Origin of the sequence: Pseudoalteromonas sp. SR41-7, from assembly GCF_014163935.1 — a bacterium.
Taxonomy (GTDB): Bacteria; Pseudomonadota; Gammaproteobacteria; order Enterobacterales; family Alteromonadaceae; genus Pseudoalteromonas; species Pseudoalteromonas distincta.
In genome coordinates this window covers 212,979-236,801 of record NZ_JACJEF010000006.1, presented here as the reverse complement: position 1 = coordinate 236,801, position 23,823 = coordinate 212,979, and the positions used below count along the sequence as shown (strand labels likewise).

21 protein-coding genes are annotated in these 23,823 nt (G+C 39.2%); 14 read left to right on the top strand and 7 right to left on the bottom strand.

The features are described 5' to 3' along the window. Positions 1–3,219: a PilC/PilY family type IV pilus protein gene (locus tag H5092_RS10770; protein WP_182720529.1), complete on the top strand. Its 3,219-nt coding sequence runs from the start codon at positions 1–3 to the stop codon at positions 3,217–3,219. 9 nt (positions 3,220–3,228) lie between these two features. Continuing rightward, positions 3,229–3,645 carry a type IV pilin protein gene (locus tag H5092_RS10765; RefSeq protein ID WP_024596576.1) on the top strand — a complete coding sequence of 139 codons (417 nt, stop codon included), beginning with the start codon at positions 3,229–3,231 and terminating at the stop codon, positions 3,643–3,645. 6 nt (positions 3,646–3,651) lie between these two features. Here the strand turns inward: H5092_RS10765 and H5092_RS10760 are convergent, their stop codons facing one another. Together H5092_RS10760 and H5092_RS10755 are read right to left on the bottom strand one after the other, a co-directional pair. Continuing rightward, positions 3,652–4,182, bottom strand: a complete 531-nt coding sequence (locus tag H5092_RS10760; RefSeq protein WP_182733477.1) for a GspH/FimT family pseudopilin — start codon at positions 4,180–4,182, stop codon at positions 3,652–3,654. 79 nt (positions 4,183–4,261) lie between these two features. Next, on the bottom strand, positions 4,262–4,825 hold the full coding sequence (locus tag H5092_RS10755; protein WP_024603774.1) for a GspH/FimT family pseudopilin: 564 nt from the start codon (positions 4,823–4,825) through the stop codon (positions 4,262–4,264). Positions 4,826–4,985: 160 nt separating this feature from the next. Here H5092_RS10755 and glnB point away from each other — a divergent pair, with 160 nt between their 5' ends. Then, positions 4,986–5,324: a nitrogen regulatory protein P-II gene (gene glnB, locus H5092_RS10750; RefSeq protein WP_002962211.1), complete on the top strand. Its 339-nt coding sequence runs from the start codon at positions 4,986–4,988 to the stop codon at positions 5,322–5,324. Positions 5,325–5,374: 50 nt separating this feature from the next. Here glnB and H5092_RS10745 read toward each other — a convergent pair whose 3' ends face one another. Then, complete coding sequence (locus tag H5092_RS10745) at positions 5,375–6,139, bottom strand: outer membrane protein assembly factor BamD (protein WP_002962210.1); 765 nt, start codon at positions 6,137–6,139, stop codon at positions 5,375–5,377. Between the two features lie 141 nt (positions 6,140–6,280). Between H5092_RS10745 and rluD the strand changes: the two genes are divergently transcribed. From rluD to clpB, 3 genes are all read left to right on the top strand, one after another. Beyond that, positions 6,281–7,258 carry a 23S rRNA pseudouridine(1911/1915/1917) synthase RluD gene (rluD, locus tag H5092_RS10740; RefSeq protein ID WP_149594281.1) on the top strand — a complete coding sequence of 326 codons (978 nt, stop codon included), beginning with the start codon at positions 6,281–6,283 and terminating at the stop codon, positions 7,256–7,258. Then, positions 7,258–7,989: a peptidoglycan editing factor PgeF gene (gene pgeF / locus H5092_RS10735; protein WP_182733476.1), complete on the top strand. Its 732-nt coding sequence runs from the start codon at positions 7,258–7,260 to the stop codon at positions 7,987–7,989. Before rluD ends, pgeF begins: the two co-directional genes overlap by 1 nt. Before the next feature lie 96 nt (positions 7,990–8,085). Beyond that, the gene (gene clpB / locus H5092_RS10730) at positions 8,086–10,662 is read left to right on the top strand and encodes an ATP-dependent chaperone ClpB (protein ID WP_165723615.1); all 2,577 of its coding nucleotides are present in this window, start codon (positions 8,086–8,088) and stop codon (positions 10,660–10,662) included. Between the two features lie 52 nt (positions 10,663–10,714). Here clpB and H5092_RS10725 read toward each other — a convergent pair whose 3' ends face one another. Continuing rightward, entirely contained in the window at positions 10,715–12,262 is a 1,548-nt protein-coding gene (locus H5092_RS10725) for a methyl-accepting chemotaxis protein (protein WP_002962204.1), read from the bottom strand. 595 nt (positions 12,263–12,857) lie between these two features. Between H5092_RS10725 and gshA the strand changes: the two genes are divergently transcribed. Together gshA and H5092_RS10715 are read left to right on the top strand one after the other, a co-directional pair. Beyond that, a complete protein-coding gene (gshA, locus tag H5092_RS10720) occupies positions 12,858–14,435 on the top strand; it encodes a glutamate--cysteine ligase (RefSeq protein ID WP_182197979.1) in 1,578 nt (525 codons plus the stop codon). Positions 14,436–14,581: 146 nt separating this feature from the next. Next, positions 14,582–15,193: a transglycosylase SLT domain-containing protein gene (locus H5092_RS10715; RefSeq protein WP_182733475.1), complete on the top strand. Its 612-nt coding sequence runs from the start codon at positions 14,582–14,584 to the stop codon at positions 15,191–15,193. Positions 15,194–15,241: 48 nt separating this feature from the next. On the opposite strand, the gene H5092_RS10710 is transcribed toward H5092_RS10715, so the two are convergent. Continuing rightward, positions 15,242–16,510 (bottom strand): HlyC/CorC family transporter, encoded by a 1,269-nt coding sequence (locus H5092_RS10710; RefSeq protein ID WP_002962198.1) that lies wholly within the window; start codon positions 16,508–16,510, stop codon positions 15,242–15,244. A 61-nt stretch (positions 16,511–16,571) separates the two neighbouring features. After that, positions 16,572–17,378 (bottom strand): inner membrane protein YpjD, encoded by an 807-nt coding sequence (locus H5092_RS10705; RefSeq protein ID WP_002962197.1) that lies wholly within the window; start codon positions 17,376–17,378, stop codon positions 16,572–16,574. Positions 17,379–17,630: 252 nt separating this feature from the next. Here H5092_RS10705 and ffh point away from each other — a divergent pair, with 252 nt between their 5' ends. The 6 genes from ffh (at position 17,631) to tyrA (ending at position 22,601) form a co-directional block, all read left to right on the top strand. After that, positions 17,631–19,010, top strand: a complete 1,380-nt coding sequence (ffh, locus tag H5092_RS10700; RefSeq protein WP_002962194.1) for a signal recognition particle protein — start codon at positions 17,631–17,633, stop codon at positions 19,008–19,010. A gap of 260 nt (positions 19,011–19,270) precedes the next feature. Continuing rightward, positions 19,271–19,519, top strand: coding sequence for a 30S ribosomal protein S16 (gene rpsP, locus H5092_RS10695; RefSeq protein ID WP_002962192.1), 249 nt, complete (start codon positions 19,271–19,273; stop codon positions 19,517–19,519). Between the two features lie 17 nt (positions 19,520–19,536). Next, entirely contained in the window at positions 19,537–20,073 is a 537-nt protein-coding gene (rimM, locus tag H5092_RS10690) for a ribosome maturation factor RimM (protein WP_024596584.1), read from the top strand. Beyond that, complete coding sequence (gene trmD, locus H5092_RS10685; protein WP_182733474.1) at positions 20,073–20,840, top strand: tRNA (guanosine(37)-N1)-methyltransferase TrmD; 768 nt, start codon at positions 20,073–20,075, stop codon at positions 20,838–20,840. Before rimM ends, trmD begins: the two co-directional genes overlap by 1 nt. Positions 20,841–20,873: 33 nt before the next feature. Then, positions 20,874–21,233, top strand: coding sequence for a 50S ribosomal protein L19 (rplS, locus tag H5092_RS10680; RefSeq protein WP_002962189.1), 360 nt, complete (start codon positions 20,874–20,876; stop codon positions 21,231–21,233). 234 nt (positions 21,234–21,467) lie between these two features. Continuing rightward, positions 21,468–22,601, top strand: a complete 1,134-nt coding sequence (gene tyrA, locus H5092_RS10675; RefSeq protein WP_002962944.1) for a bifunctional chorismate mutase/prephenate dehydrogenase — start codon at positions 21,468–21,470, stop codon at positions 22,599–22,601. Between the two features lie 61 nt (positions 22,602–22,662). Here tyrA and H5092_RS10670 read toward each other — a convergent pair whose 3' ends face one another. Continuing rightward, the gene (locus H5092_RS10670; protein WP_002962945.1) at positions 22,663–23,820 is read right to left on the bottom strand and encodes a chorismate mutase; all 1,158 of its coding nucleotides are present in this window, start codon (positions 23,818–23,820) and stop codon (positions 22,663–22,665) included. Between the last annotated feature and the right edge of the window lie 3 nt (positions 23,821–23,823).

Genomic DNA, 23,823 nt, shown 5'->3' with positions numbered 1-23,823 from the left:
ATGAAATTAAAATTAAACAAAGTGTTAGCCTCTTTACTTGGCTTAACAATAAGTGCGTCAGTTTATGCTGAAGATATAGAGCTTTATGTTAATCATGATGTGGATGTTGAAGAAAAACCTCGAGTATTACTGATTTTTGATACATCAGGAAGCATGGCTTTTTCATCAAGTACAGGTAGTAATTGTGGGCAATATTCGAGTGGAGGTTGGGCTTTATGTTCTGATAGTCGATTAGCTGCAGCACAGTTTGCGATGAATAAAGTTATTACCGATAACGAAGATACTATCGACTTTGGTTTAATGCGCTTTAAAGCCACAGACGGTGGTTATATAGTTAATGGAGTTGGTAAAGATTCTACAATTATACGAAATTCACTTGCTGCTTTACCTGCTGCTGGGGGGACCCCTTTAACAGAAACTCTTTGGGAAGCTTATTTATATATTACTGGGCAAGGAGTTCAGTACGGGCTTGAAGCTTCAATAATAGAGCGTGATACGAGTGTAGAAAGTTCCTCTACTGTCCAAGTTGAAAATCAATATTGTTACTGGGCTGGTCGGGGACGAAATCGCTATCAGGTATGTAATACATATTATGTACCTGAAACGAATTATACCTATATATCACCTTTTGCAGATAGTACAGCAGAAGCTAAACGTTGTGATAATTCAATAAATATCATTTATATGACGGATGGTGACCCATCTGGCGATAATGATAGTGACAGCCAAATTAGTGCAGAGCATGAGAAGTACTTTGGGGAAGGATTAAACTGGAATACGGATAGTTACTACAGTAGTTACCTACACCAAATGGCTAAAATTATTCATGGTACAAGTGATACTACTGTTGATTTATACCCGTCGACTCCCGATATTCATGAAACAGGCCGTTTATATACTATCGGTTTTGGCTCTGGTATGAGCGCGAGTGGACAAGAGCTTTTACGTAGGGCCGCTTCTTTAGGTGGTGGTGAAAACTTGCCCGCAAGTACGCCAGATGAGCTTTCTGAATCATTAAACAGTGCAATTTCTCGTATTCGTGAAGTAAATGATAGCTTTTCATCGCCGTCCGTTGCTAGTAACAACGTAGATCAAACCCGTAGTCGAGATGCTATTTATTTTGCAATGTTTTACCCAGAGACAAATACCCGCTGGGGCGGTAACTTAAAAAAGTTAAAGGTATCGGGTAGTAACATAGTTGATTCAACAGGCAATGTAGCGCTTGATTCTAATGGTTTGATAGACACTGATGCAAAAACATTTTGGCTTCCTGATGGTAAGTCAGCAGATGGGAACTTAGTAGCACAAGGTGGCGTTAATTATCAACTAAGTACCTTAACAGGAACCAACGCAGAAGAACGAAGAACACTATATACAGATAAACAAGGCGATATAGTACGATTTACTACATCGATTGTTAGTGACATTCTTGATTTAATAACTAATAACCCAATTAGCTTATCTAGTTCAGATATTAAATGGGCTATGGGTATTGATGTTGATGATGAAGATAACGATAACGATACCACGGATCAAAGAGATGATATTTTTGGTGATCCTCTGCATTCAAAGCCTGTTGCGCTTGATTACGGTAATGATGATATTCGTATTCTTATTGGTACCAATGCTGGCTTTTTGCATATGTTTAAAGACGATGATACAAATAATGAAGTATCTGAAAGCTGGGCATTTATACCCTCAGATCTGTACAGCATTATTCAACCGCTGCGCAACAAAGAAACGGGTAAAAAATATGGTATGGATGGTCCAATCAGCGTTTATTTTAATAATAAAAACTTAAATAGCGATGGTTTAAACGACGGGATTATTGATGCGAGTGGTGATGATGAAGTATGGGCTTTTGCAGGAATGCGTCGAGGTGGTAAAAACTACTACGCACTGGATATAACAAATCCCGATCAGCCTAAAAAACTATGGAGCGCACCAATAGAAGGCGGAAAAGGTGATTTTAAAGAGCTTGCGCAAACATGGTCAAAACCGCAAATAGCCTACATTAAAGCATTTGGTGACAAGCCTTTATTAATTTTTGGTGCTGGGTACGATACAAACAAAGATGCGGTGATTAAAAGTGAAGATAGTACAGGGCGAGGTATTTACATTGTTGAAGCAGAAACAGGTAAAAGAGTATGGGCATTAACACCCGATATTAATGGCTTTAAAGGTAAGCATAGTATTGCTGCAGATATTACCACGCTTGACTCAGATTATGATGGATATATAGACCGAATTTATGCGGCAGATACTGGTGGAGATATTTGGCGTATAGATATGCCAGGCACTAGTACTAGTGAATTTAGTCACTTTAAATTAGCTGAGCTTGGCAGTAATAAAGCAACTGAGGACAGACGCTTTTTTTACAAACCACTCGTTGCACGAACCATTTATAGTAAAGTAAGCGAGACAACCGTTGATGGTAGTACCGTTATAACACGCTTAGATACGCCGTATGATGCAATAGTTATTGGTAGTGGTAACCGCTCAAAACCAACCGGTACCAATGAAAAAGATCAACTGTTTATGATCAGAGATGAAAATACAGTTACTAAATCATATAAAACGAATGCACCGGATACTATTGTACCTGCTGATTTGATGCAAATGAATTCAGACCCATTTGGTAATGCTCTAGATGACGTTGATGATTTTGTTGACTTAGAAGTCGACTTGGCTAAATTTAATGGTTGGAGATATGAGTTAGGAACGGGTGAAAAATCACTAGCTGCTGCTACAGTTGTTGGAGGTGTTGCTTATTTTACAAGTTTCACACCTGCATCAGATACATCGACTGAAAACCAATGTTCCCTAAGTGGTGGTGGTGGTTCTTTATACGCATTTCACCTACATTATGGTACGAAAGTGTATGACGACCTTAAATTTACAACCAGCTATGATGTACCAGATACACCTCAGTTATACTTTGGCGAAGGCCCTTCATGCGTAGATGGTAATGGAGATGGTAAGTGTGATGACAACCCAACAGTTGACGTAACACAAGAAAGTCAGTTTTATCTAATTGGGCCGGGTATCAAAGGTGAAAATGCTGAAAACCCAATGAAGCCTGTTGAGATAAAGGGCCCCGGTTTAACAATTGTTGATGGTAAAGTTGTATTGGTTAATGACAATGCTGTAGGGTTTGGCTTTAAAACTCAACAAACATATATCTATAAACGTGAAGAAAATGACGAAGTTAATAATTAAGGAAATTAAATGAAGAAACAACATGGGTTTACCTTAATTGAGCTGATGATAGCGGTTGCAATTGTAGGCATACTTGCTTCAATTGCATTGCCCAATTATACAGAATATGTAAAGCGTGCTTCGCGCGCTGAAGCTGCTGCAGCATTGTTAGATGCTGCAAACAAAGAGGAGCAATATTTTGTAGATAATCGTGAGTATACGCAATCCTTTACTGACTTAGGGCTACAAAGTAAAACCGAAAATGGTCACTTTGAACTATCTATCAGCGTAGTTGATAGTAATACCTTCACTATTACAGCTAAGCCTATAGACGGTGCTGTAAAAGGAGATACTGATTGTAAAGAGCTTTCAATCACTGATATTGGTCTCAAAGGTGCAAAAGGGTCTAAAGGAGACACCGATATTGGTTATTGCTGGGGTCGATAGCCTAGATTACTTCTTCTGGCACTTATCAGTTGATTTAATACGTATTCTGCCAGTCTGACTTACTGATAAGGCCAACCCCTCGAGGTTGGCCTTATTGCTGTTGGGGCAATATATAAAAGTACCATTTTGAAAACCATTCAAAGAACCATCAGGACGAAACGTAATTGCGCTGCGAGGGTATTTAAGACTGTCAGCTTCATGGATCTCTTCAAAAGTACTTAAGAGTAGTTCATCATCATCTAACGAGGTTGATTTATCTTTGTCGATAAAGAGTGACATTTGGCCATTCCACTCGTCTTTTTTACATTGACTGTCTTTTAGTGCACAAAGCGTGACGTAAGTAGTATTTTCAATGGCATATAAACGGCCATAATTTATATTTCGGTGTAGGAGGTTTACGTGGTTATCTAAGCGGTTTTTAGCTAAAAAATCTGGGTAAAACCACATAGATAATTGGCTGATAATACTGACAACAGCCATAGATACCATTAATTCGAGAAGTGTTACTCCCTTACTTTTTGATATTGATAATCTCATCCTTGAAGACCTGAGTTAATAAATGATTAACTCAGTCTAGTAAATGATACAAATATGACAAGATATAATTGTACGTTTTTTAATCACACTTTTCAGTGGTGTCACCAAGGTAAAAAGCAGTACCAGATACTGATACATTCAGCGCTTTATTGTTTTCGTTGTCATTATTGGGGCAGTATACAAAGCCCGTAAAGCTACCTGAGCCAGCTAAACTTGTCGTAATACGACCGCTCGTATTAAACCGAAGGCTATTATTACCAGAGAATTTTATTCTATCGCTAGACGGAGTTTCTGACATTACACGTAATAGACTATCATTTGCGCTTTTATAACTTCCGTCATTATCAGTATCTATAAATAAAATAACGGTATTAGTTGATGCCCATTCACTTTGGCATGTGAGACTTGAGCTACTACTTGTAACTGTATTGGGAGCAGGGCATACAATGACTATTTCATCTGTACTTGCAGCTTGAGCACGGGCGTAGCTAATATTTCTTTTTAATTCCAACAAAAAATTCTCAGCTCTATTTTCTTCTAGCATATCGCTGCTATTCCAAATCGCAATTGATGCAATAATGCCAACGATAGCTACGGTTACCATGAGTTCTAAAAGGGTGAACCCGTTTTGTTTGTTTTTCATATTAATCTCATTTACTGCTAGTCATTTAAGTATAGCTATTTTTATATAATAAATTATATCACGATCGGTTGTTTTATCACCGTAATTCAATTGCTTTGTTTGCTATGAACACTATGATTGTCTAAAATCGAGGCAACTGAAGCTTTCAAAAGTAATTAATATGAAAAAAATAGAAGCAATTATTAAACCTTTTAAGTTAGATGATGTGCGTGAAGCGTTGTCTGATGTAGGTATTACGGGGATGACGGTAAGCGAAGTTAAAGGCTTTGGACGTCAAAAAGGTCACACAGAGCTATATCGTGGCGCAGAGTATATGGTCGATTTTTTACCTAAAGTAAAACTTGATATTGTATTGACTGATGAAGATGTAGACCGTGCAATTGAAGTTATTGTAAAAACGGCGCAAACAGGAAAAATCGGTGATGGTAAAATATTTGTCACAGATGTTGAGCGTGTAATACGTATTCGTACTGCTGAGGAAGATGAAGAAGCGATTTAAGCTTGTTTTTCTATGTAGTTAAAAGGCGCTTTAGTAAGCGCCTTTTTTATTTATTTAGTTCTTTTATTTAGTTTTCGTGTTTGCTTTGCGTGCTCACTAAGCTCAGTTAAACCTAATTGGTCGTAACTTTTCTCCATCATTTCAAGCGCGGGATCTAAGTAACTGCTTTGTGAATAATGCTCAACAACAAACTTACCTCTATTAGCAGCAGCTAAATAAGCTTCACGTTCGTAATAGTAAGTTGCTACTTTTAATTCATAACGTGCCATACGGTTTAAAAGCCACACTAAACGACGCTTAGCTTCAGGCGCGTAATCACTTTTAGGAAAACGTTTTACTAATGTCGATAAATCTGTAAATGCAACACGAGTACGGTTAGCATCACGGTCGGCTCTATCTACACCAAAGTACTCTTGGAACGCATTTTTATCTGCTTTAATATTTACTAAACCACGCATGTAATACATGTAGTCTAAATCTTTATGATTTGGGTTTAAGCGAATAAAGCGGTCAATGGTTGCAAGTGCTTGTTCAGTATTACCTGATTGATAATGTGCATAGACTAAGTCCATTTGTACTTGCTTAGAGAATGGGCCAAATGGGTAGCGAGAGTCTATAGCACTCAAAAGTTCAATTGCACGAGCATATAAACCAGAATCTAGCGTTTCTTTTGCATCTTCATATAAAGCGTGTGCAGACTTATTCGGTACACGTTGAATGTCTTCTTGGTCTGGAGCAGACGAACAAGCGCCTAAACTAAGTACAGAAACTGAAAAAACAATGGCAAATGCACGTTTCCCTATTTTATTTATCATTTTATTTGTTACCTTCGATGTCTTCGGCTAGGCCAAGTCGGTAAAACCGAGTAAACTATGCGTATTATATTATGCTTTTATTAAAAGCGATTCTAACCCAGTCGAGCAAAGCTTGCACTGGTAAATTGGGTAAAGTTACTAATGTCAGAGCAAATTTCTCTTCAAGCCGACGTTCCAACCGAATTAGGTGGTAAACGTCTAGACCAAGTATTAGCACAATTGTTCCCTGATTATTCACGTTCTCGTATAAAAACGTGGATTTTGGATGATAAAATCACTGTAGACGGTGAAATTTTCAACACTCCACGCGAAAAACTACTAGGTGGTGAAGTTGTAAGTGTTGAAACAACAATTGAAGCACCACGCGAATACGAAGCACAAGATATCAAATTAAACATTGTTTATGAAGACGATGATATTTTGGTAATTAATAAACCAATGGGCCTAGTGGTTCACCCAGGTGCGGGTAACCCTAATGGAACAGTGCTAAACGCATTGCTACATTACTACCCTGAAATAATTAACGTGCCACGCGCAGGTATTGTACATCGTTTAGATAAAGACACGACCGGTTTAATGGTTGTAGCTAAAACGATTCAGGCCCAAACGCATTTAGTGAAAGCACTACAAAAGCGCGAAAATTTCACTCGTGAATATGAAGCACTGTGTAATGGCACCATGACTGCTGGTGGTATGGTTGAAAAAGCAATTGGCCGCCATCCTACGCAGCGTACGCATATGGCCGTACATGAAATGGGTAAGCCGGCAATTACACATTATCGTGTTGCTGAAAAGTTCCGTGCTCATACTCGTTTACGTTTGCGTTTAGAAACAGGCCGTACTCACCAGATTCGTGTGCACATGGCACATTTAAATCATCCGCTAATTGGCGATCAATCTTATGGCGGCCGTCCGCGTCCACCTAAAGGTGCAACACCAGAGTTATTCGAGTTACTTCGTAGCTTTAGACGCCAAGCACTACATGCTGTAAAATTGAGCATTGCGCATCCAATCACGGGTGAAATGATGACATGGCAAGCACCTATCCCTGATGATATGGTTGCTATGACACATGCACTACGTGAAGATACTAAAGCTAATCCTGATATCGATAGATAATGCACTTATTGTCAGCGACATGGCAAAACCTTCATAAAGTAGGAACGTTAAGTACTACTTGTGGAGGTGGTGTTTCAAAAAACCCATTTAAAAGTTTCAATTTGGGATACCATGTTGGAGATAATCAAGATCATGTATCAAAAAACCGCTCACTATTAACCAAACACTTACCTAAACCTGCCGTGTGGCTAAATCAAGTTCATAGCTCTGATGTTGTTATTGTTGATGAACATTTTGACTCTAATAAGTTACACAATGCTGATGCGCTTTATACTCAGTTATTAAATCAGCCTTTGGCTATCATGACTGCCGATTGCTTACCTATTTTATTAGTGAGTGATGATGAAAAGGAAGTTGCAGCTATACATGGTGGCTGGCGGGGGCTTGAGCAGGGAATTATTAAAAATACTTTAGAATGTTTTAGCTCAAAGTATGAAAATATAAATGCTTGGCTAGGGCCTGCAATTGGGCCAACTCAATTTGAGGTTGGCGCTGAAGTGTTTGAGTTATTTCAAAAAAGGTCTTCTTCATTTATTCAAGCATTTACACCACGAGCTAATGGCAAATTTCTTGCTGATATTTATGGCATTGCGCGTACTTTACTTACCCAGCAAGGCGTTAAAAATATTACAGGCGGCGACTATTGTACAGTCTCTCAAAGTGACTTATTTTTTTCTTATCGACGGGATGGGCAAACCGGACGTATGGCAAGTTTGATCTGGCGCAAGTAATTAGCACCTTTAGCTATTATATTTCTCTCTACACCTTGAACAAACACCTAAACATACCCATTAATTAAGCAATTAGATTATTTAATAGGTAACACCATGCGTTTAGATAGATTTACAAGTAAATTTCAATCTGCGCTTTCTGATGCGCAATCGCTAGCCCTTGGCCGCGACCATCAATTTATTGAACCCGTACATTTAATGTATTCACTACTGCAGCAAAGCGGCTCCAGTGTGCGCGCGTTATTTGCACAAACGGGGGTCAGCGCAGATGAACTTAACACCAAGCTTTCTCAAGAAATAGAAAAACTATTTAAAGTAGAAGGTGTAGGTGGCGACGTGCAGCTATCAAATAATATGGCTTCACTTATTAACCTATGTGACAAGTATGCGCAAAAACGCAAAGACAAATACATATCAAGTGAATTGTTTGTACTGGCAGCATGCGACGATAAAGGTCCACTTGGCGATATATTCAGATCGTTAAATATTACCTCCACTAAAATTGAAACAGCAATTAAAGCGATTCGTGGTGGTCAAAAAGTTGATGACCCAAATGCCGAAGAAACACGCCAAGCGCTTGAAAAGTTCACGATTGATCTAACTGAGCGAGCAGAGCAAGGTAAGCTTGACCCTGTTATTGGTCGTGATGACGAAATTCGCCGCACGATTCAAGTATTACAGCGCCGTACTAAAAATAACCCTGTATTAATCGGTGAGCCAGGTGTTGGTAAAACAGCAATAGCAGAAGGTTTAGCACAGCGTATTATTAATGGTGAAGTACCTGAAGGATTAAAAAACAAACGTGTTTTATCGCTTGATTTAGGAGCACTAGTTGCGGGCGCTAAATATCGCGGTGAATTTGAAGAGCGTTTAAAATCAGTGTTAAACGAATTGGCTAAAGAAGAAGGCCAAGTTATTTTATTTATTGATGAAATACACACTATTGTGGGTGCAGGCAAAAGTGATGGCGCAATGGATGCGGGTAATATGCTAAAACCTGCTTTAGCACGCGGTGAGTTACACTGTGTTGGCGCAACCACGCTTGATGAATACCGTAAATATATAGAGAAAGACGCAGCACTTGAGCGTCGATTCCAAAAGGTACTCATTGAAGAGCCGTCGGTTGAAGATACCATTGCAATATTGCGTGGCTTAAAAGAGCGATATGAGCTACATCATTCAGTAGAAATTACTGATCCCGCGATAGTTGCTGCGGCGCAGTTATCTCACCGCTACATTAGCGATCGTCAGTTACCAGATAAAGCAATTGATTTAATTGACGAAGCGGGTTCTTCAATTCGATTACAAATTGATTCAAAACCAGAGTCGTTAGATAAGCTTGAGCGTCGTATTATCCAATTAAAATTAGAAGATAATGCACTTGCTAAAGAAAAAGATGAGGCGAGTCAAAAACGTCGCACTGAAATGCAAGAGTTGATCACCGACCTTGATGGACAATATCGTGAGCTAGATGAAATTTGGAATGCTGAAAAAGCATCGCTTCAAGGTACACAAGTAATTAAAGCCGAACTTGAACAAGCAAGATTAGATTTAGATGTAGCGCGAAGAGCAAGTGATTTACAGCGTATGTCAGAGCTGCAATATGGGCGAATTCCAGAACTTGAACGAAAACTTGATTTAGCCTCACAAGCTGAAATGCAAGAAATGACTCTGCTTAAGAACCAAGTAGGTGAGGATGAAATTGCTGAAATTTTATCTCGCTGGACAGGTATTCCTGTTGCAAGAATGCTACAAGGTGAGCGTGAAAAGCTGCTGCAAATGGAAGATAAGTTACACAGTAAAGTAATAGGGCAAGATGAAGCGGTCGTTGCTGTTGCTAACGCAATACGACGCTCACGTGCAGGACTTGCAGATCCTAATCGCCCAATTGGTTCTTTCTTGTTTTTAGGTCCAACAGGTGTGGGTAAAACCGAGCTTACAAAAGCACTGGCAGGTTTTATGTTTGATACCGAAGATGCCATGGTACGTATCGACATGTCTGAGTTTATGGAAAAGCACTCAGTTGCACGCCTAGTGGGCGCACCTCCAGGTTATGTGGGTTATGAAGAGGGCGGTTATTTAACAGAAGCTGTTCGTCGTAAACCTTACTCAGTTATATTGCTTGATGAAATAGAAAAAGCACACCCAGATGTGTTTAACATTTTACTGCAAGTGTTAGATGATGGCCGATTAACTGACGGACAAGGTAGAACCGTTGATTTTAAAAATACTGTTATTATCATGACATCAAATTTAGGCTCAGATATTATCCAAGAACAAGCGGGGAATAATGACTATACGACCCTTAAAGCTAAAGTAATGGAAGTATTGATTAATGAGTTTAGACCTGAGTTTATTAACCGTATTGACGAGACTGTTGTATTCCACCCGTTAGCAAACGAGCATATAAAAGAAATAGCTGATATTCAGTTAATGAAATTACGTGAGCGTTTAACAGAGATGGGGTATCTGCTTGAAATAAGCGATGCTGCACTTGAGCGAATTGCAGCAAGTGGGTTTGATCCTGTGTACGGTGCACGCCCGCTTAAGCGTGCTATTCAGCAAACGATTGAAAATCCGCTAGCACAAAAGCTACTTAATGGGGACTACATACCAGGTAGCGTGATTGTTATTGATGCAAATGACGACTCTTTGGTATTTACCAAACGCTGATTGTAAATAATTAAACTCTAAAGCCGCTAAAATAGCGGCTTTTTTATGTTTGTTAAACTTTAAAGGTTAGTAACAAATCATTCACTCTACGTGAGCCTTCAACAAGCTCAGCTGCACCTTTTGCCACATTAAAGCTTAAACTTAAGTTGTTATCGCCAAAATCTTTAATTTGCGAAACATTATTACTAATGTCGTTACTAACCATTTGTTGCTCTTCTGCAGCGGATGATATTTGTATTGCCAAGTGAGATATTTCACTGATTTGGATAAAAATTCCCTCAAGTTCAACTTGAGTTTTATCGGTTGTCAAAACACAGTTATCGGCTTGTGCTTTAGTGCTTTGCATTACTTTGGACCAGCTAAATAAAGTATCTTGTATTTCTTTAATAGAACTGTGGATTTGTGTTGTAGCATTTTGAGTACGTGACGAAAGGGTCCTTACCTCATCGGCGACTACTGCAAAGCCTCGACCATGTTCTCCCGCTCTAGCTGCTTCAATCGCTGCATTAAGAGCAAGTAAGTTAGTTTGATCGGCAATTCCCTCTATTTCACTCATTACCTTACCAATTTTATCTGCTTCAGAGGCCAAGCTGGTGGCTGTATTTGCTGCTTGTTCTACTTGAGAAGCTAAGTCAGATACCATTTTACTATTATCAGCAATGTGGTCTTTTATCTCTGAGCAACTTTGATGGGTGTTATTCACTTTATCCGCTGTTTGAGCGGTATTTACTGATATTTCACCAATGGTAGAACTCATTTGAGTCATCGCTGATGCAATTTGTTCTAAACGCTCACCTTGTGAAGAAATCCCTTTTTCGGTGAGTGTTGATTGTTTGTCTAAATCAGTTGCGATGCCATTAAAGCTTAATGTTGAGTCTTTCATACGGCCAAGGACGGTGCGCAATTTTGCACTTAGCATTTGCTCTCTATAATCACTTACGCTGTGCGGTGTATGGCCGCTGTAAATATAACGAGAGATTGAATCGGCTTTTGCTTTTTGTTCGCGTAATATTTTAGGGGTAACAATGAGTTCGTCATAATTTAGCACAATAACTAAAGCACAAATAAATAGGCTAATTGCAGCAATGGTGATTGATGCCGCAACAGCAATAAAAATCAGCCAAAATAATAGGCTTATAAAAGTAAGGCTTTGTCTTATTGTGGTGTGTTCTCGTAGTTTAAATAATGACTTGTTGGTATTTATTTTGTTGTAAAGTGTTTGTGCACGTTGCTTAAGTTGAGAGTTTGCTTTGGTTCTTACAGATTGATAACCAACAAGTCGGCCATGTTCAAAAATGGGGGTTACAAAGGCATCTACCCAGTAATAGCGGCCATCTTTACAGCGGTTTTTAACCATACCGCGCCACGAGTGTTCTTGTTTTAATGTTGCCCACATTTCTTTAAAGGCTGCTTTTGGCATATCAGGGTGGCGAACAATATTATGATGCTGACCAATAAGCTCTTGTGCGCTATATCCTGCTACAGCACAAAACGCTTGATTGACGTATGTTATTACACCTTTAAGATCAGTAGTGGAAACCAGCTCTTGTGATTCATCAAAGTATACTTCTTCATTTTTTAAGCTTTTATCATTGTGCATTGTATTTATTATCATCCTTTATTGTTGCAGTCATTATATTGCTTACACTCTACAAAGCAAAAAATAGCGTCCTTCCTTCTATGCTCATAAGACAAATAATTGTATTTATTGATCTAGATCAAGTTTAAATACCGGACAGCTAAATTGAACTGATTTTGCATAAGTTCCGGTCTATTACTTTAAGCTGATATTTTACTTATTTGATTTTAGTTAAATACGTATTTAAAGCATTTGTATAATGCACATAGCAATGGCAATATTACGACTTAATATAATGATGTTGGTCATATTAAGCGCATGTATAAAGTGGGGAAATAATTATTAAATTTGAAAGTTATATAGTTCTTAGCAATTTATACCAGTTGCATTAAATAAGTGATCTATTATAGCGCTAAGAAAATAGCACAATAGCACAATAGCACGTCGAAAATTATGACATATAGTTGTTCTATATGAATAATTTTTAACGCAGTCAGTGCGCTATTTAATGCGATACAATGATCATATTTTCAATAAAAATTGGTATTAATCTTGAGTCTAAGTAATTAGTCCCCATAACCTTATGATTAAGCCACGTGGCCCGAGGAAAGATTTTTTGACAACACATGATTTAGCTAACGCACTTGAAGCGTTATCAGTAAATGAGCACCAACATGCAGTTAAAGGCATTAAACGTGGCATAGAGCGAGAGTCGCTGAGAATACAAGAGAATGGTGCTATATCACCTAAAGGCCACCCAGAAGGGGTGGGCAGTGCATTAACTAATGGCCATATCACAACTGATTTTTCTGAATCTTTACTTGAATTTATTACTCCAGTTAGTGAGTCGTCAACGCAAACTCTTAAGCAATTAAAAGATCTTCAAAAGTTCACTCTAGAAAAGATGGACGATGAACTGCTTTGGCCTATTAGTATGCCATGCTTTATTGAACACCAAGATGATATTGTTTTAGCTCAATTTGGTAGTTCAAATACTGGTCAAATGAAAACACTATACCGTGAAGGATTAAAAAATCGTTACGGAAGTATGATGCAAGCAATTGCAGGTGTTCACTTTAATATTTCATTCCCAGATACGCTTTGGCAATCGCTTCATTCGTTACAAAAAAGCAATGCAAGCCTTCAAGATTTTATTTCAGAAGGTTATTTAGCGCTTATTCGTAACTTTAAACGCGAACTATGGCTAATAAGTTACATGTTTGGTGCATCGCCAGCATTGTGTAACTCATTTTTACAAGGTCGAAAAACCGATTTACCATTTAAAAAACTAGGTAAAGGTACACTTTACTTAGAAGTTGGTACGGCACTGCGTTTAGGCAATTTAGGTTATACGAATAGCGCTCAGTCGTCACTACGCGTAATGTATAACTCGTTAGATGAATATGTAGCAGGCCTTAAAAAAGCAATCAACACACCATCAGAAATTTATGGTGATCTTGATGACTATAAGAGTGAAAACCCTAAGCAGTTAAATAAAAATATTCTGCAGATTGAAAACGAATTTTACTCGCCAATTCGTCCTAAGCGTAATGCTAAAAGTGGCGAAACGCCAACGGATGCACTGCTTCGAGCAGGCATTGAATACGTAGAAATTCGCGCATTAGACGTTAATCCGTTTAGCGAAGTTGGTATTGATATTGAGCAAATTCACTTTTTAGATGTGTTTTTAACGTATTGTTTATTAAAAGATTCAGCTCCAATGGATTGGAAAGAACAAGCACGCAGTACTGAAAACCTCGACACAGTAGTCAATCAAGGTCGAGAAGAAGGGCTAATGCTTAACTTTAATAACACACAGCGTAGTCTTCAGTCGTGGGGCGATGAAATATTTGCACAGCTCACTGATGTCGCTAAATGGATGGATAATGCTTATGGTGTTAATTATTACTCCGATACTATAAAGCGCATGGCAACGTGGGTGCATAATCCAGAGCTTACTTATTCTGGACGTTACGTGTCGCAATTAAAAGAGTCTGGTTTAGACAACGGTCACTTTGCACTAGCACTGGCTAATAAATACAAACAAAGCCACGCAGACACTGATTACAGTGAGTTTTTAAAGCCTTGGCTGGAACAACAAGTTGTAGAGTCTAACGAAGCACAAACTGCAATTGAGCAAGCAGATACTCAGTCATTTACCGCCTTTTTAGATGCGTATTTTGGCGGTAAATAATCTTAATACTTAGTAAAATTTAAGCAAAAAAACGCAGCCTAAGTAGGCTGCGTAAATATATATTCAGGGATGAACTAATGCTGTACTGCTGCATTCATTGAGTCAGACCCACACTTTTTAGAAAAGTTCTGTGAGATCTTAGAAAAATGAAAAAAAATGCAATTATTTTATCTCTTGCCATTACTTTAGCTGGTTGTGCTACAGCCCCTCCAAAACAACCTAACGATCTATGTAAAATCTTTGAAGAAAAACCTGATTGGTATTTTGACGCAAAAGATGCGCAAGAAAAATGGGGTTCTCCTAAGCATGTACTCATGAGTATGATGTACCAGGAAAGCTCATTTAAGCATGATGCCGCTCCGCCTATGAAGTACTTCTTATGGATAATTCCAACCGGTCGCGCAAGTGATGCTTATGGTTACTCACAGGCTAAAACACCAACATGGTCAGATTATATTCGTGAAACAGGCAACAATGGTGCTGATAGAGACGACTTTGACGATGCAATCGACTTTATGGCGTGGTTTGTTTATAAAACGCATAAAGTAAATAAAATCTCTAAATGGGATGCTTACGCACAATACCTTAATTATCATGAAGGTTGGGGTGGCTATAAGCGTGGCACATATAAAAAGAAAAAGTGGTTAATGGGTGTAGCAAATAAAGTTAAACACAGAGCGAGCCGTTATGGCGCGCAATTAATGCGCTGTGAAGACGAGCTTGATAAAGGTTGGTTTGAACGTCTTATATTCGGCTAGAGAGTTATTAATGGATATAAAAAAGGAGCCAATCGGCTCCTTTTATACTTAGCGAGAACGCTTATTAGGCTGAATCTTCACCTGTTTTATCATATTCTCTTTTACTTCAAGTACTTCAATAGGGTAGCCCGCAATACGTAGACTAATATTTGCATCGGGAATATCTTCTAAGTATTCAACAATTAAACCACTCAAAGTTTTTGGGCCGTCTAGTGGGAAATCCCAACCCATCTCTTTATTTAAATCGCGTACGTTAGCGCCGCCATCTACAATACAAGAGCCATCAGTTTGTGTTTCTACTTCTTCGCTTGGCGTACGAGTTTGTGTAGTTGTAAAATCGCCAACAACTTCTTCTAAAATATCTTCAAGCGTTACTAAACCTTGAATATCGCCATACTCGTCTACTACTAAGCCAATACGCTCTTTAGACTGCTGAAACTTTAACAGCTGAGTGTTAAGTGATGTTCCCTCTGGGATAAAGTAAATTTCGCGTACAGCACGCAGCAAAGATGGTTTATCAAATTGCTCTTTTGTAAGTAGACGAAGTGCATCTCGAGAGTGAATAAAGCCTACTGCGTCATCTATATTGTCGCGATACAATAACACGCGAGTATGTTGTGCATGGGTAAGCTGGCGACTAATTAGTTTCCAATCATCATTAATATCAATAGCCACAATTTCGTTGCGTGGGATCATGATATCTTCAACGGTTACTTGCTCTAAATCTAAAATTGAGGTCAGCATACTTTGATGGCGAGCAGGGATAAGTGCGCCTGACTCATTGAGCACTGTTTTTAATTCTTCTTTGCTCATGCTGTGCTCGTCGATTTGAGCGGCACTAATACCAAATAATCGCAATATCCCGTTGGTCATCCAGTTAACGATAACAACAAAAGGAAAAAGAATTTTTAGTAACCCTTTAAGTATTATTGAGCTTGGAAAAGCAACTTTTTCAGGATAGAGGGCAGCAAGAGTTTTAGGTGTTACTTCGGCAAATATAAGCACGACTAAAGTTAACACACCCGTAGCGATAGCAATACCAAGGTCACCGTAAAGGCGAATACCTATAATGGTAGCAACTTGAGCTGCAGCTATATTGACAAGATTATTGCCAATTAAGATTAAACCGATGAGCCTATCTGGACGGCTAAGTAATTTACTGACTCGTTTAGCTGCACGATGATCCTCTTTAGCGAGGTGTCGCAGGCGTATACGATTGATTGACATAATTCCGGTTTCTGAACCAGAAAAATAAGCAGAAAAAAGCACCAAAAAACCTAAAATGATAAATAGGGTACTTGTCGATATGTCGTCCAACGATGGATCCTTTTCTTATAAATCAATGCGTATTAAGCTAGAGTGAGCAAGCAGAGTCAAGTTAAAACTTATTTAGTATCACTTCTTGTATGAAACGGCTGCCAAAATATGCGAGTGTGAGGACAAATGCAGCGACCATGATCGTAATAACCACAGGTTTACCGCGCCAACCCTTTTTCATATGCCCGATGGCTACAATGGCAAAAATAGCCCACGCAACTAACGACAATATCGTTTTATGAATGAACTCTTTAGCAAACATCCCATCAAGAAATACAAACCCCGAGAGTAATGCGAACGTGAGTAATATGGTGCCTAAATTAAGGAGTTGGTAAAGCTGGCGCTCAACAACCATCAAAGGCGGAAGGTGACTATGCACAATTGCTAAATCTTTACGTTTTAAACGTTTATCAATAAAGTAGAACTGTACACCATATAAAGTAGCAATAATTAAAATACAGTAGGCCAATAGGGATAAGGAAATGTGTGTTACTAAGCCAACCTCAATATTAATGCTTTGCAGTAAAATATGATGAGGAATAAATAAACTGGCAATTGTAAGTAAAGCACCAAAACCATAAACAACGGGCAATAGTAAAGTGGCGGGGAACTTTAGCGACACAGCTGTTACTGAAACTACAATAACCCAGCATGTTAAAAGGGAGACGTTTACAATACTTAGGTCTTGACCGTCGGATCTAAAAACAGAGTTAACTAACAGCAGCATATGCGCCACTATAGCAACCGTGCTCAATATGACGGTTACCTTTTGGCTAGGGCCTTGTTGATGAAACAGGCGTGAGAGCACGTGAGACGTTGCTAACACATAAAATAAACTGGCAATAATAGTTAAACTAATAATCAGCATTGTGCTTGGGCCACTTAATTTGAGACAAAATAATCCTTGTTGTTATATAGCCATTGTATTTTATAGCAAAGCAAATGCATAGACCTTAAAAAAAGAAACTCAACAAGGTGCACTTGAACACTGTATTGTAAGACGCCATATACGGTATACTACTTTTAATTGAAACTTAATAAGTCAATCCTGGTTAATTGAAAATCAAACTAACCGTAAAATTTTAATGGATTGATATAAACGTCTTATCGGAACCGTTACATGTTTGAGAACCTCCAAGAACGATTAGGTAAAACCTTAAAAAATATCAGTGGCCGTGGCCGTCTGACTGAAGACAACATAAAAGACACACTTCGCGAAGTGCGTATGGCATTTTTAGAAGCCGATGTGGCACTGCCTGTTGTTCGCGAGTTTGTAAAACAAGTTAAAGAACGTGCAGTTGGGGTTGAAGTTACAAAAAGCTTAAGCCCAGGCCAAGTATTTATAAAAATAGTGCGTGAAGAACTAGAAAAAGCAATGGGTGAGGCCAATGAAGAGCTAAGCCTAAATGCACAACCGCCAGCCGTTGTTATGGTAGCGGGTCTGCAAGGTGCGGGTAAAACCACCAGTGTAGCTAAGCTTGCTAAGTTTTTAAAAGAACGCAAAAAGAAATCAGTGCTTGTAGTAAGTGCCGATGTTTATCGCCCTGCTGCGATTAAACAGCTAGAAACGCTTGCTACAGAAGTTGACGTTGATTTCTTTCCAAGTGATATTTCGCAAAAGCCAGTGGATATTGCAAACGCTGCAATTTCTCATGCTAAAAAGAAATTTATAGATGTAGTACTTGTTGATACCGCAGGTCGTTTACATGTTGACAGCAACATGATGGACGAGATTAAAGATCTTCACAAAGCAATCAACCCAATTGAAACTTTATTCGTTGTTGATGCAATGACGGGTCAAGATGCGGCAAATACAGCTAAAGCATTTGACGAAGCCCTGCCACTAACCGGTGTAATATTAACAAAAACCGATGGTGATGCACGTGGTGGTGCTGCTTTATCTATTCGTCATATCACAGGCAAACCAATTAAATTTATGGGTGTGGGTGAGCGTACTGACGCACTAGAGCCTTTTCATCCAGACCGTATAGCGTCGCGTATTTTAGGTATGGGTGATGTACTTTCATTAATCGAAGAAGTCGAAATGAAAGTAGATAAAGAGCAAGCTGCCAAAGTTGCTGAAAAAGTATTTAAAGGTGCCGGTTTTACCCTTGACGACTTTGCTGATCAATTAAAGCAAATGAAAAATATGGGTGGCATGATGTCGATGCTTGATAAGCTCCCTGGTATGTCTAACTTACCAGATGCTGTTAAAGGCCAAATGGGTGACAAAACATTTATCCAAATGGAAGCTATTATTAGCTCAATGACTAAAAAAGAGCGCGCACGTCCAGAAATCATTAAAGGTTCGCGTAAAAAACGCATAGCAGCTGGCTCTGGTACACAAGTACAAGAGATTAATAAGTTGCTTAAGCAGTTTACGCAAATGCAAAAAATGATGAAAAAGATGAAAGGTAAAGGCGGCATGACTAAAATGATGCGCGGTATGAAAGGCATGTTACCACCTGGAATGATGGGTGGCGGTGGTCCTAAGTTTTAAAAAATACTTTTGAGTTATTTTTTAAAATAATAGCGAATCATATTTAAAGGAGCAAATAGCTCCTTTTTTGTTGAATAAATTATGCATGTAATACACCTTTAACCCTATTTTGTCGTTGAGATCACGGTTTAACCTACTAAACTGTCTTTTTGCTTCACTTCTTACTTGCGTTATTGCCAAAAACTCGTACAATTCCCCAGCTCCCCATTCTGGGGAGTAAATCTTATTAATGAAAACAGTCAATCTTTATAGAGGACGGTATGGTAACTATTCGTTTGCAACGTGGTGGCGCTAAAAAACGCCCTTTCTATCAAATTGTGGTTGCGGATAGCCGTTTCTCGCGTGACGGTCGCTTCATCGAGAAAGTAGGCTTTTTTAACCCAATTGCTTCAGGTCAAGAAGAAAAAATTCGTTTAGATTTACCACGTGTTGAACACTGGGTAGGTCAGGGCGCATCTCTTTCAGATCGCGTAGCTAAGTTAGTAAAAGACGCTCGTAAAGCGGCTTAATAGGCGTAAGTGTAACCATGAGTCAAGAGAACACCTCATCAATAATTGTCGTAGGAAAGCTCGGTGCCCCATATGGTATAAAGGGCTGGCTTAAGGTACATTCATTTACTGATGATCCCGTAGGGATCTTCGATTTCAGCCCGTGGTTGATAGGGCAGCAAGGTAAATGGCAGTCCTTAGAAGTGGTCGACTGGCGTCGCCACAACAAAGGCTTTATCGCTAAATTTGCGCAGATAAACGACCGAGACGAAGCAATGGCTTATACCCATGCTGAAATCTCAATGGATGCAGCGCATTTACCAGAACTTCCGCAAGGTGAGTTCTATTGGCGAGATCTCATTGGCATGTCTGTTGTAACCGATAAAGGTTATAGCTTAGGCATTGTTGATGACCTTATGGAGACAGGGTCAAATGACGTACTAGTTGTGAAAGCAAACAGTAAAGACGCATTTGGTCAAGCTGAACGTTTGATTCCTTTTTTAACTGATTCAGTTATTAAAGAAGTTAAATACGATGCAAGAGAAATTACCGTAGATTGGGATCCTGGTTTTTAATGACGCAAACTAGTTCATTATGGGTAGGGGTGATAAGCCTTTTTCCAGACATGTTTGACGCTATTACAGACCAAGGTGTTACCGGTCGCGCAGTAAAAAATGGTTTAATTGATTTTAACTGTTGGAATCCGCGAGACTATGCTTTAGATAGGCATAGAACCGTAGATGACCGTCCTTACGGGGGCGGACCAGGTATGTTAATGATGGTTGAGCCATTAAAAAAAGCGATTGCCGAAGCTAAAAAAGCAGCTGGTGATGGCGCTAAAGTAATTTATATGTCCCCGCAAGGGCGCAAACTTGATCAGCAGGGCGCTGGCGAACTCGCTAACTCTAATAAACTGATTTTGATTGCCGGTCGCTATGAAGGTATAGATGAGAGAATAATAGAATCATATGTTGACGAAGAATGGTCAATTGGTGATTTTATTTTGAGTGGTGGTGAACTACCTGCCATGACATTAATTGATGCAGTAGCGCGATTAGTGCCAGGTGTGTTAGGTCATAACCAGTCAGCAGAACAAGATTCGTTTTCGGATGGCTTGTTAGATTGTCCACACTATACACGACCAGAAACATTGGACGACAAACAGGTTCCTGCTGTATTACTCAGTGGAAACCACCAAGAGATAGCAAAGTGGCGGCTTAAGCAGTCATTAGGTAGAACTTGGTTACGACGTCCTGACTTGTTGCATAACCTAGCTCTGACTGAGGAGCAAGCGGTATTACTCGCAGAATTTCAGCAAGAGTACCAAAAAGCTTGTGGCTAGAAGACAGTTACACCTAGGAAAGTGAGAAACATAATGGCAAAAGTAAACCAAAATATTATTAAAGCGCTTGAAGATGAGCAGCTTAAAACAGACGTACCTGCATTTGGCCCTGGTGATACAGTGGTTGTACAGGTAAAAGTAAAAGAAGGTGCTAAAGAGCGTCTACAGGCCTTTGAAGGTGTTGTAATCGCTAAGCGTAATCGTGGTCTTCACTCAGCATTCACAGTTCGTAAAATTTCGAACGGTGAAGGTGTTGAGCGTGTATTCCAAACGCACAGCCCTCTTATTGATAGCGTAGCAGTTAAGCGTCGCGGTGCAGTTCGCCGTGCTAAGCTTTACTACCTACGTGAGCGTTCTGGTAAATCTGCACGTATTAGAGAAAAACTTAACTAATACGCGCTGTTTATCAACGCAAAAAAACGGGTTGCATCCTTCGGGTTGCAACCCGTTTTGGTTTTAGAATATTATTTTCTCAATTCTCAATTCTCAATTCTTATTTCCTCATTAGTAAAATTTAAGCTTTAGCCTTTTATCAGTTAGCTGATCCTGTTAGTATTTATCGTATTGATTAGTTTACTTTTATGTAAATTTATATTTACGTTATTTGTTTTTTAAGGTGGTATGAACGTGGCTGACATAAGTGATTTAGCACAGCTGAGAGAAGGTATAGATGAATGCGACGCACAACTTGTTGCCTTACTCGCTAAACGTAATGGTATTACGCAAAAAATTGGTGAGATAAAACAACAAACAGGCGCGCCTTTACATGCACCTAATCGTGAAGCAGAGCTATTAGCGGCAAGAAGGCAAGAAGCAATAAATCAAAATGTAAGCCCCGATCTCGTTGAAGATATACTAAGACGCATGATGCGAGAAGCCTATCAAAACCAACAAGCAAAACTTGCATGTGCAGCGCCAGAACTTTCGCCAATTGTTATTGTAGGTGGCCAAGGTGCTATGGGGCAGCTATTTGCTCAGCAGTTTATTCGCTCAGGTTACGAAGTTAAAGTTTTAGATAAAGATCAGCAAAACGATGCGCAAAATATTTTAAAAGGTGCCAAGCTGGTAATGATTAGCGTACCAATTAATGCATTGGACGCAGTAGTTGCTAAGTTACCTAAACTAGATGATGACTGTTTACTAGTTGATATTACATCGGTAAAGCAATCGCCTATTAAAGCACTAAAAGCTGCGCACAGTGGCCCTGTGGTGGGTTTGCATCCTATGTTTGGCCCTGACATATCACACTGGGTAAAACAAACAGTCGTTGTATGTGAAGGGCGAGAGCACCAAGCGGCAAAAGGCTTGTTACAGCAGTTACAAGTATGGGGTTGTCAGCTTGTTGAGCTTGATGCTAAAAAGCACGACGAAGCAATGCAAATTATTCAGGTAATGCGCCATTTAACAACATTTGTGTACGGACAGTTTTTAGCAAAACAAAGTCATACACTAGAAGAGTTACGTAGTTGCTCGTCACCTATTTATCAATTAGAGCTGATGATGGTAGGGCGTTTATTTGCACAGTCGCCGGAGTTGTACTCAGATATTATGTTAGCGCAATTCGATGATGTAGAGAGCCTACTCGCACAGTACCAAGACACTTTTGCAAGTACATTGGAAAAATTAAAAGCAGGAGATAAAGCAGCGCTTATTGATTCTTTTGCGCAGGCGAAAGTTTACTTTTCTGATTCAACAGAGCACTTTTTAACACAAAGCCGAAGCTTATTAAATAAAGCGAATGATTCAAAAGTTTTAGACTAATACTCGTCACTTTTTACTAAAAAGGGCCGATATCGGCCCTTTTTAATTATGAAAGTGTGTATTAAGTATTAACGCTTACTGCCTGCAATGACTCGCTTTGATAGCAGCCTAAAATACGCACATATTGGGTGTGTTCTTTAAGTTCTTCTAGTGCTTCTTTTACTTGGCTATCAGCTAAGTTTGCTTCAAGATCTACATAAAATACTTCTTCCCACGGATTGCCCGGAGTTGGGCGCGACTCAAGTTTTACTAAATTAATCTTATGCTGTTTAAAAATCATCAACGCATCGGCTAGTGAGCCCGCTTGCTGTTTTGTCGACATGATTAAACTAGTTTTAGTTGGAATTTGGTTAGACACTTGCAGAGGTTTACGCGCAACAACAATAAAGCGGCTATGGTTTTCGCTTTGATTAGCAAGATTTGATTTGATGACTTCAAGGCCGACATTTTTTCCTGCTTGTGCAGAGCCAATTGCAGCACTATTTGGTGTGTTTAGAGCTGATTGTAATGCGCTTGATGTAGAGTCACAAGTTTCATGTTGTAAATCACCTAAGCCCTGTAAAAAACGGCTGCACTGTGCAAATGGTTGTGGATGTGCAAATACTTTTGTTAGTTGGCTAAGTTCAGTATCAGGGTTTGCGAGTAAGCAATGCTCTACACTGTGAGTGACTTCTCCAACAATAGAGACTTGTGCGTGCTGTAATAAGTCAAATACTTCGTTAATGCTACCAGAGCTTGTGTTTTCAATCGGTAATAAACCAAAATCAGCTTGGCCGTTTTCTACTTTACCTGTTATTTCGTCAAACGATGTACAGCCAATTTCAATTAATTTACCAGGGCGGCGACTAAAGTATTTATGACATGCAAGCTGGCTATAAGAACCCTGACCACCTAAGTAAGTTACACGGTGTGTTTCACTCAGTGCGTCTGGATTAAGGTTTTTTTGTAACATTGCTTGTTGGTGTAAAACTGAATCTTCCAAAATAGTTTGAAACACATTATTTACGTAGTAAGCATCTAAACCCAGTGACTTACCATAACCAATTAATTTTTCTAGAAGCGCGAGTTCACGTGCTTCATCGCGAATTGGCTTGTTGTTGGCGATTTTATATTCAACCACACCGTGGCTAATGCGACGGCGTTTAGCTAATAACACGAGTAAGTCGGAGTCTATTTCATTTATATCGTGTCTTAGTGCATTTAATACATCATTTGTCATTTT

Excerpts from the sequence above, each read along its gene's own strand:
- H5092_RS10770 (WP_182720529.1), top strand. The coding sequence starts at position 1 with ATGAAATTAAAATTAAACAAAGTGTTAGCCTCTTTACTTGGCTTAACA.
- H5092_RS10765 (WP_024596576.1), top strand. The coding sequence starts at position 3,229 with ATGAAGAAACAACATGGGTTTACCTTAATTGAGCTGATGATAGCGGTT.
- H5092_RS10760 (WP_182733477.1), bottom strand. The coding sequence starts at position 4,182 with ATGAGATTATCAATATCAAAAAGTAAGGGAGTAACACTTCTCGAATTA.
- H5092_RS10755 (WP_024603774.1), bottom strand. The coding sequence starts at position 4,825 with ATGAAAAACAAACAAAACGGGTTCACCCTTTTAGAACTCATGGTAACC.
- glnB (WP_002962211.1), top strand. The coding sequence starts at position 4,986 with ATGAAAAAAATAGAAGCAATTATTAAACCTTTTAAGTTAGATGATGTG.
- H5092_RS10745 (WP_002962210.1), bottom strand. The coding sequence starts at position 6,139 with ATGATAAATAAAATAGGGAAACGTGCATTTGCCATTGTTTTTTCAGTT.
- rluD (WP_149594281.1), top strand. The coding sequence starts at position 6,281 with ATGTCAGAGCAAATTTCTCTTCAAGCCGACGTTCCAACCGAATTAGGT.
- pgeF (WP_182733476.1), top strand. The coding sequence starts at position 7,258 with ATGCACTTATTGTCAGCGACATGGCAAAACCTTCATAAAGTAGGAACG.
- clpB (WP_165723615.1), top strand. The coding sequence starts at position 8,086 with ATGCGTTTAGATAGATTTACAAGTAAATTTCAATCTGCGCTTTCTGAT.
- H5092_RS10725 (WP_002962204.1), bottom strand. The coding sequence starts at position 12,262 with ATGCACAATGATAAAAGCTTAAAAAATGAAGAAGTATACTTTGATGAA.
- H5092_RS10715 (WP_182733475.1), top strand. The coding sequence starts at position 14,582 with ATGAAAAAAAATGCAATTATTTTATCTCTTGCCATTACTTTAGCTGGT.
- H5092_RS10705 (WP_002962197.1), bottom strand. The coding sequence starts at position 17,378 with ATGCTGATTATTAGTTTAACTATTATTGCCAGTTTATTTTATGTGTTA.
- ffh (WP_002962194.1), top strand. The coding sequence starts at position 17,631 with ATGTTTGAGAACCTCCAAGAACGATTAGGTAAAACCTTAAAAAATATC.
- rpsP (WP_002962192.1), top strand. The coding sequence starts at position 19,271 with ATGGTAACTATTCGTTTGCAACGTGGTGGCGCTAAAAAACGCCCTTTC.
- rimM (WP_024596584.1), top strand. The coding sequence starts at position 19,537 with ATGAGTCAAGAGAACACCTCATCAATAATTGTCGTAGGAAAGCTCGGT.
- trmD (WP_182733474.1), top strand. The coding sequence starts at position 20,073 with ATGACGCAAACTAGTTCATTATGGGTAGGGGTGATAAGCCTTTTTCCA.
- rplS (WP_002962189.1), top strand. The coding sequence starts at position 20,874 with ATGGCAAAAGTAAACCAAAATATTATTAAAGCGCTTGAAGATGAGCAG.
- H5092_RS10670 (WP_002962945.1), bottom strand. The coding sequence starts at position 23,820 with ATGACAAATGATGTATTAAATGCACTAAGACACGATATAAATGAAATA.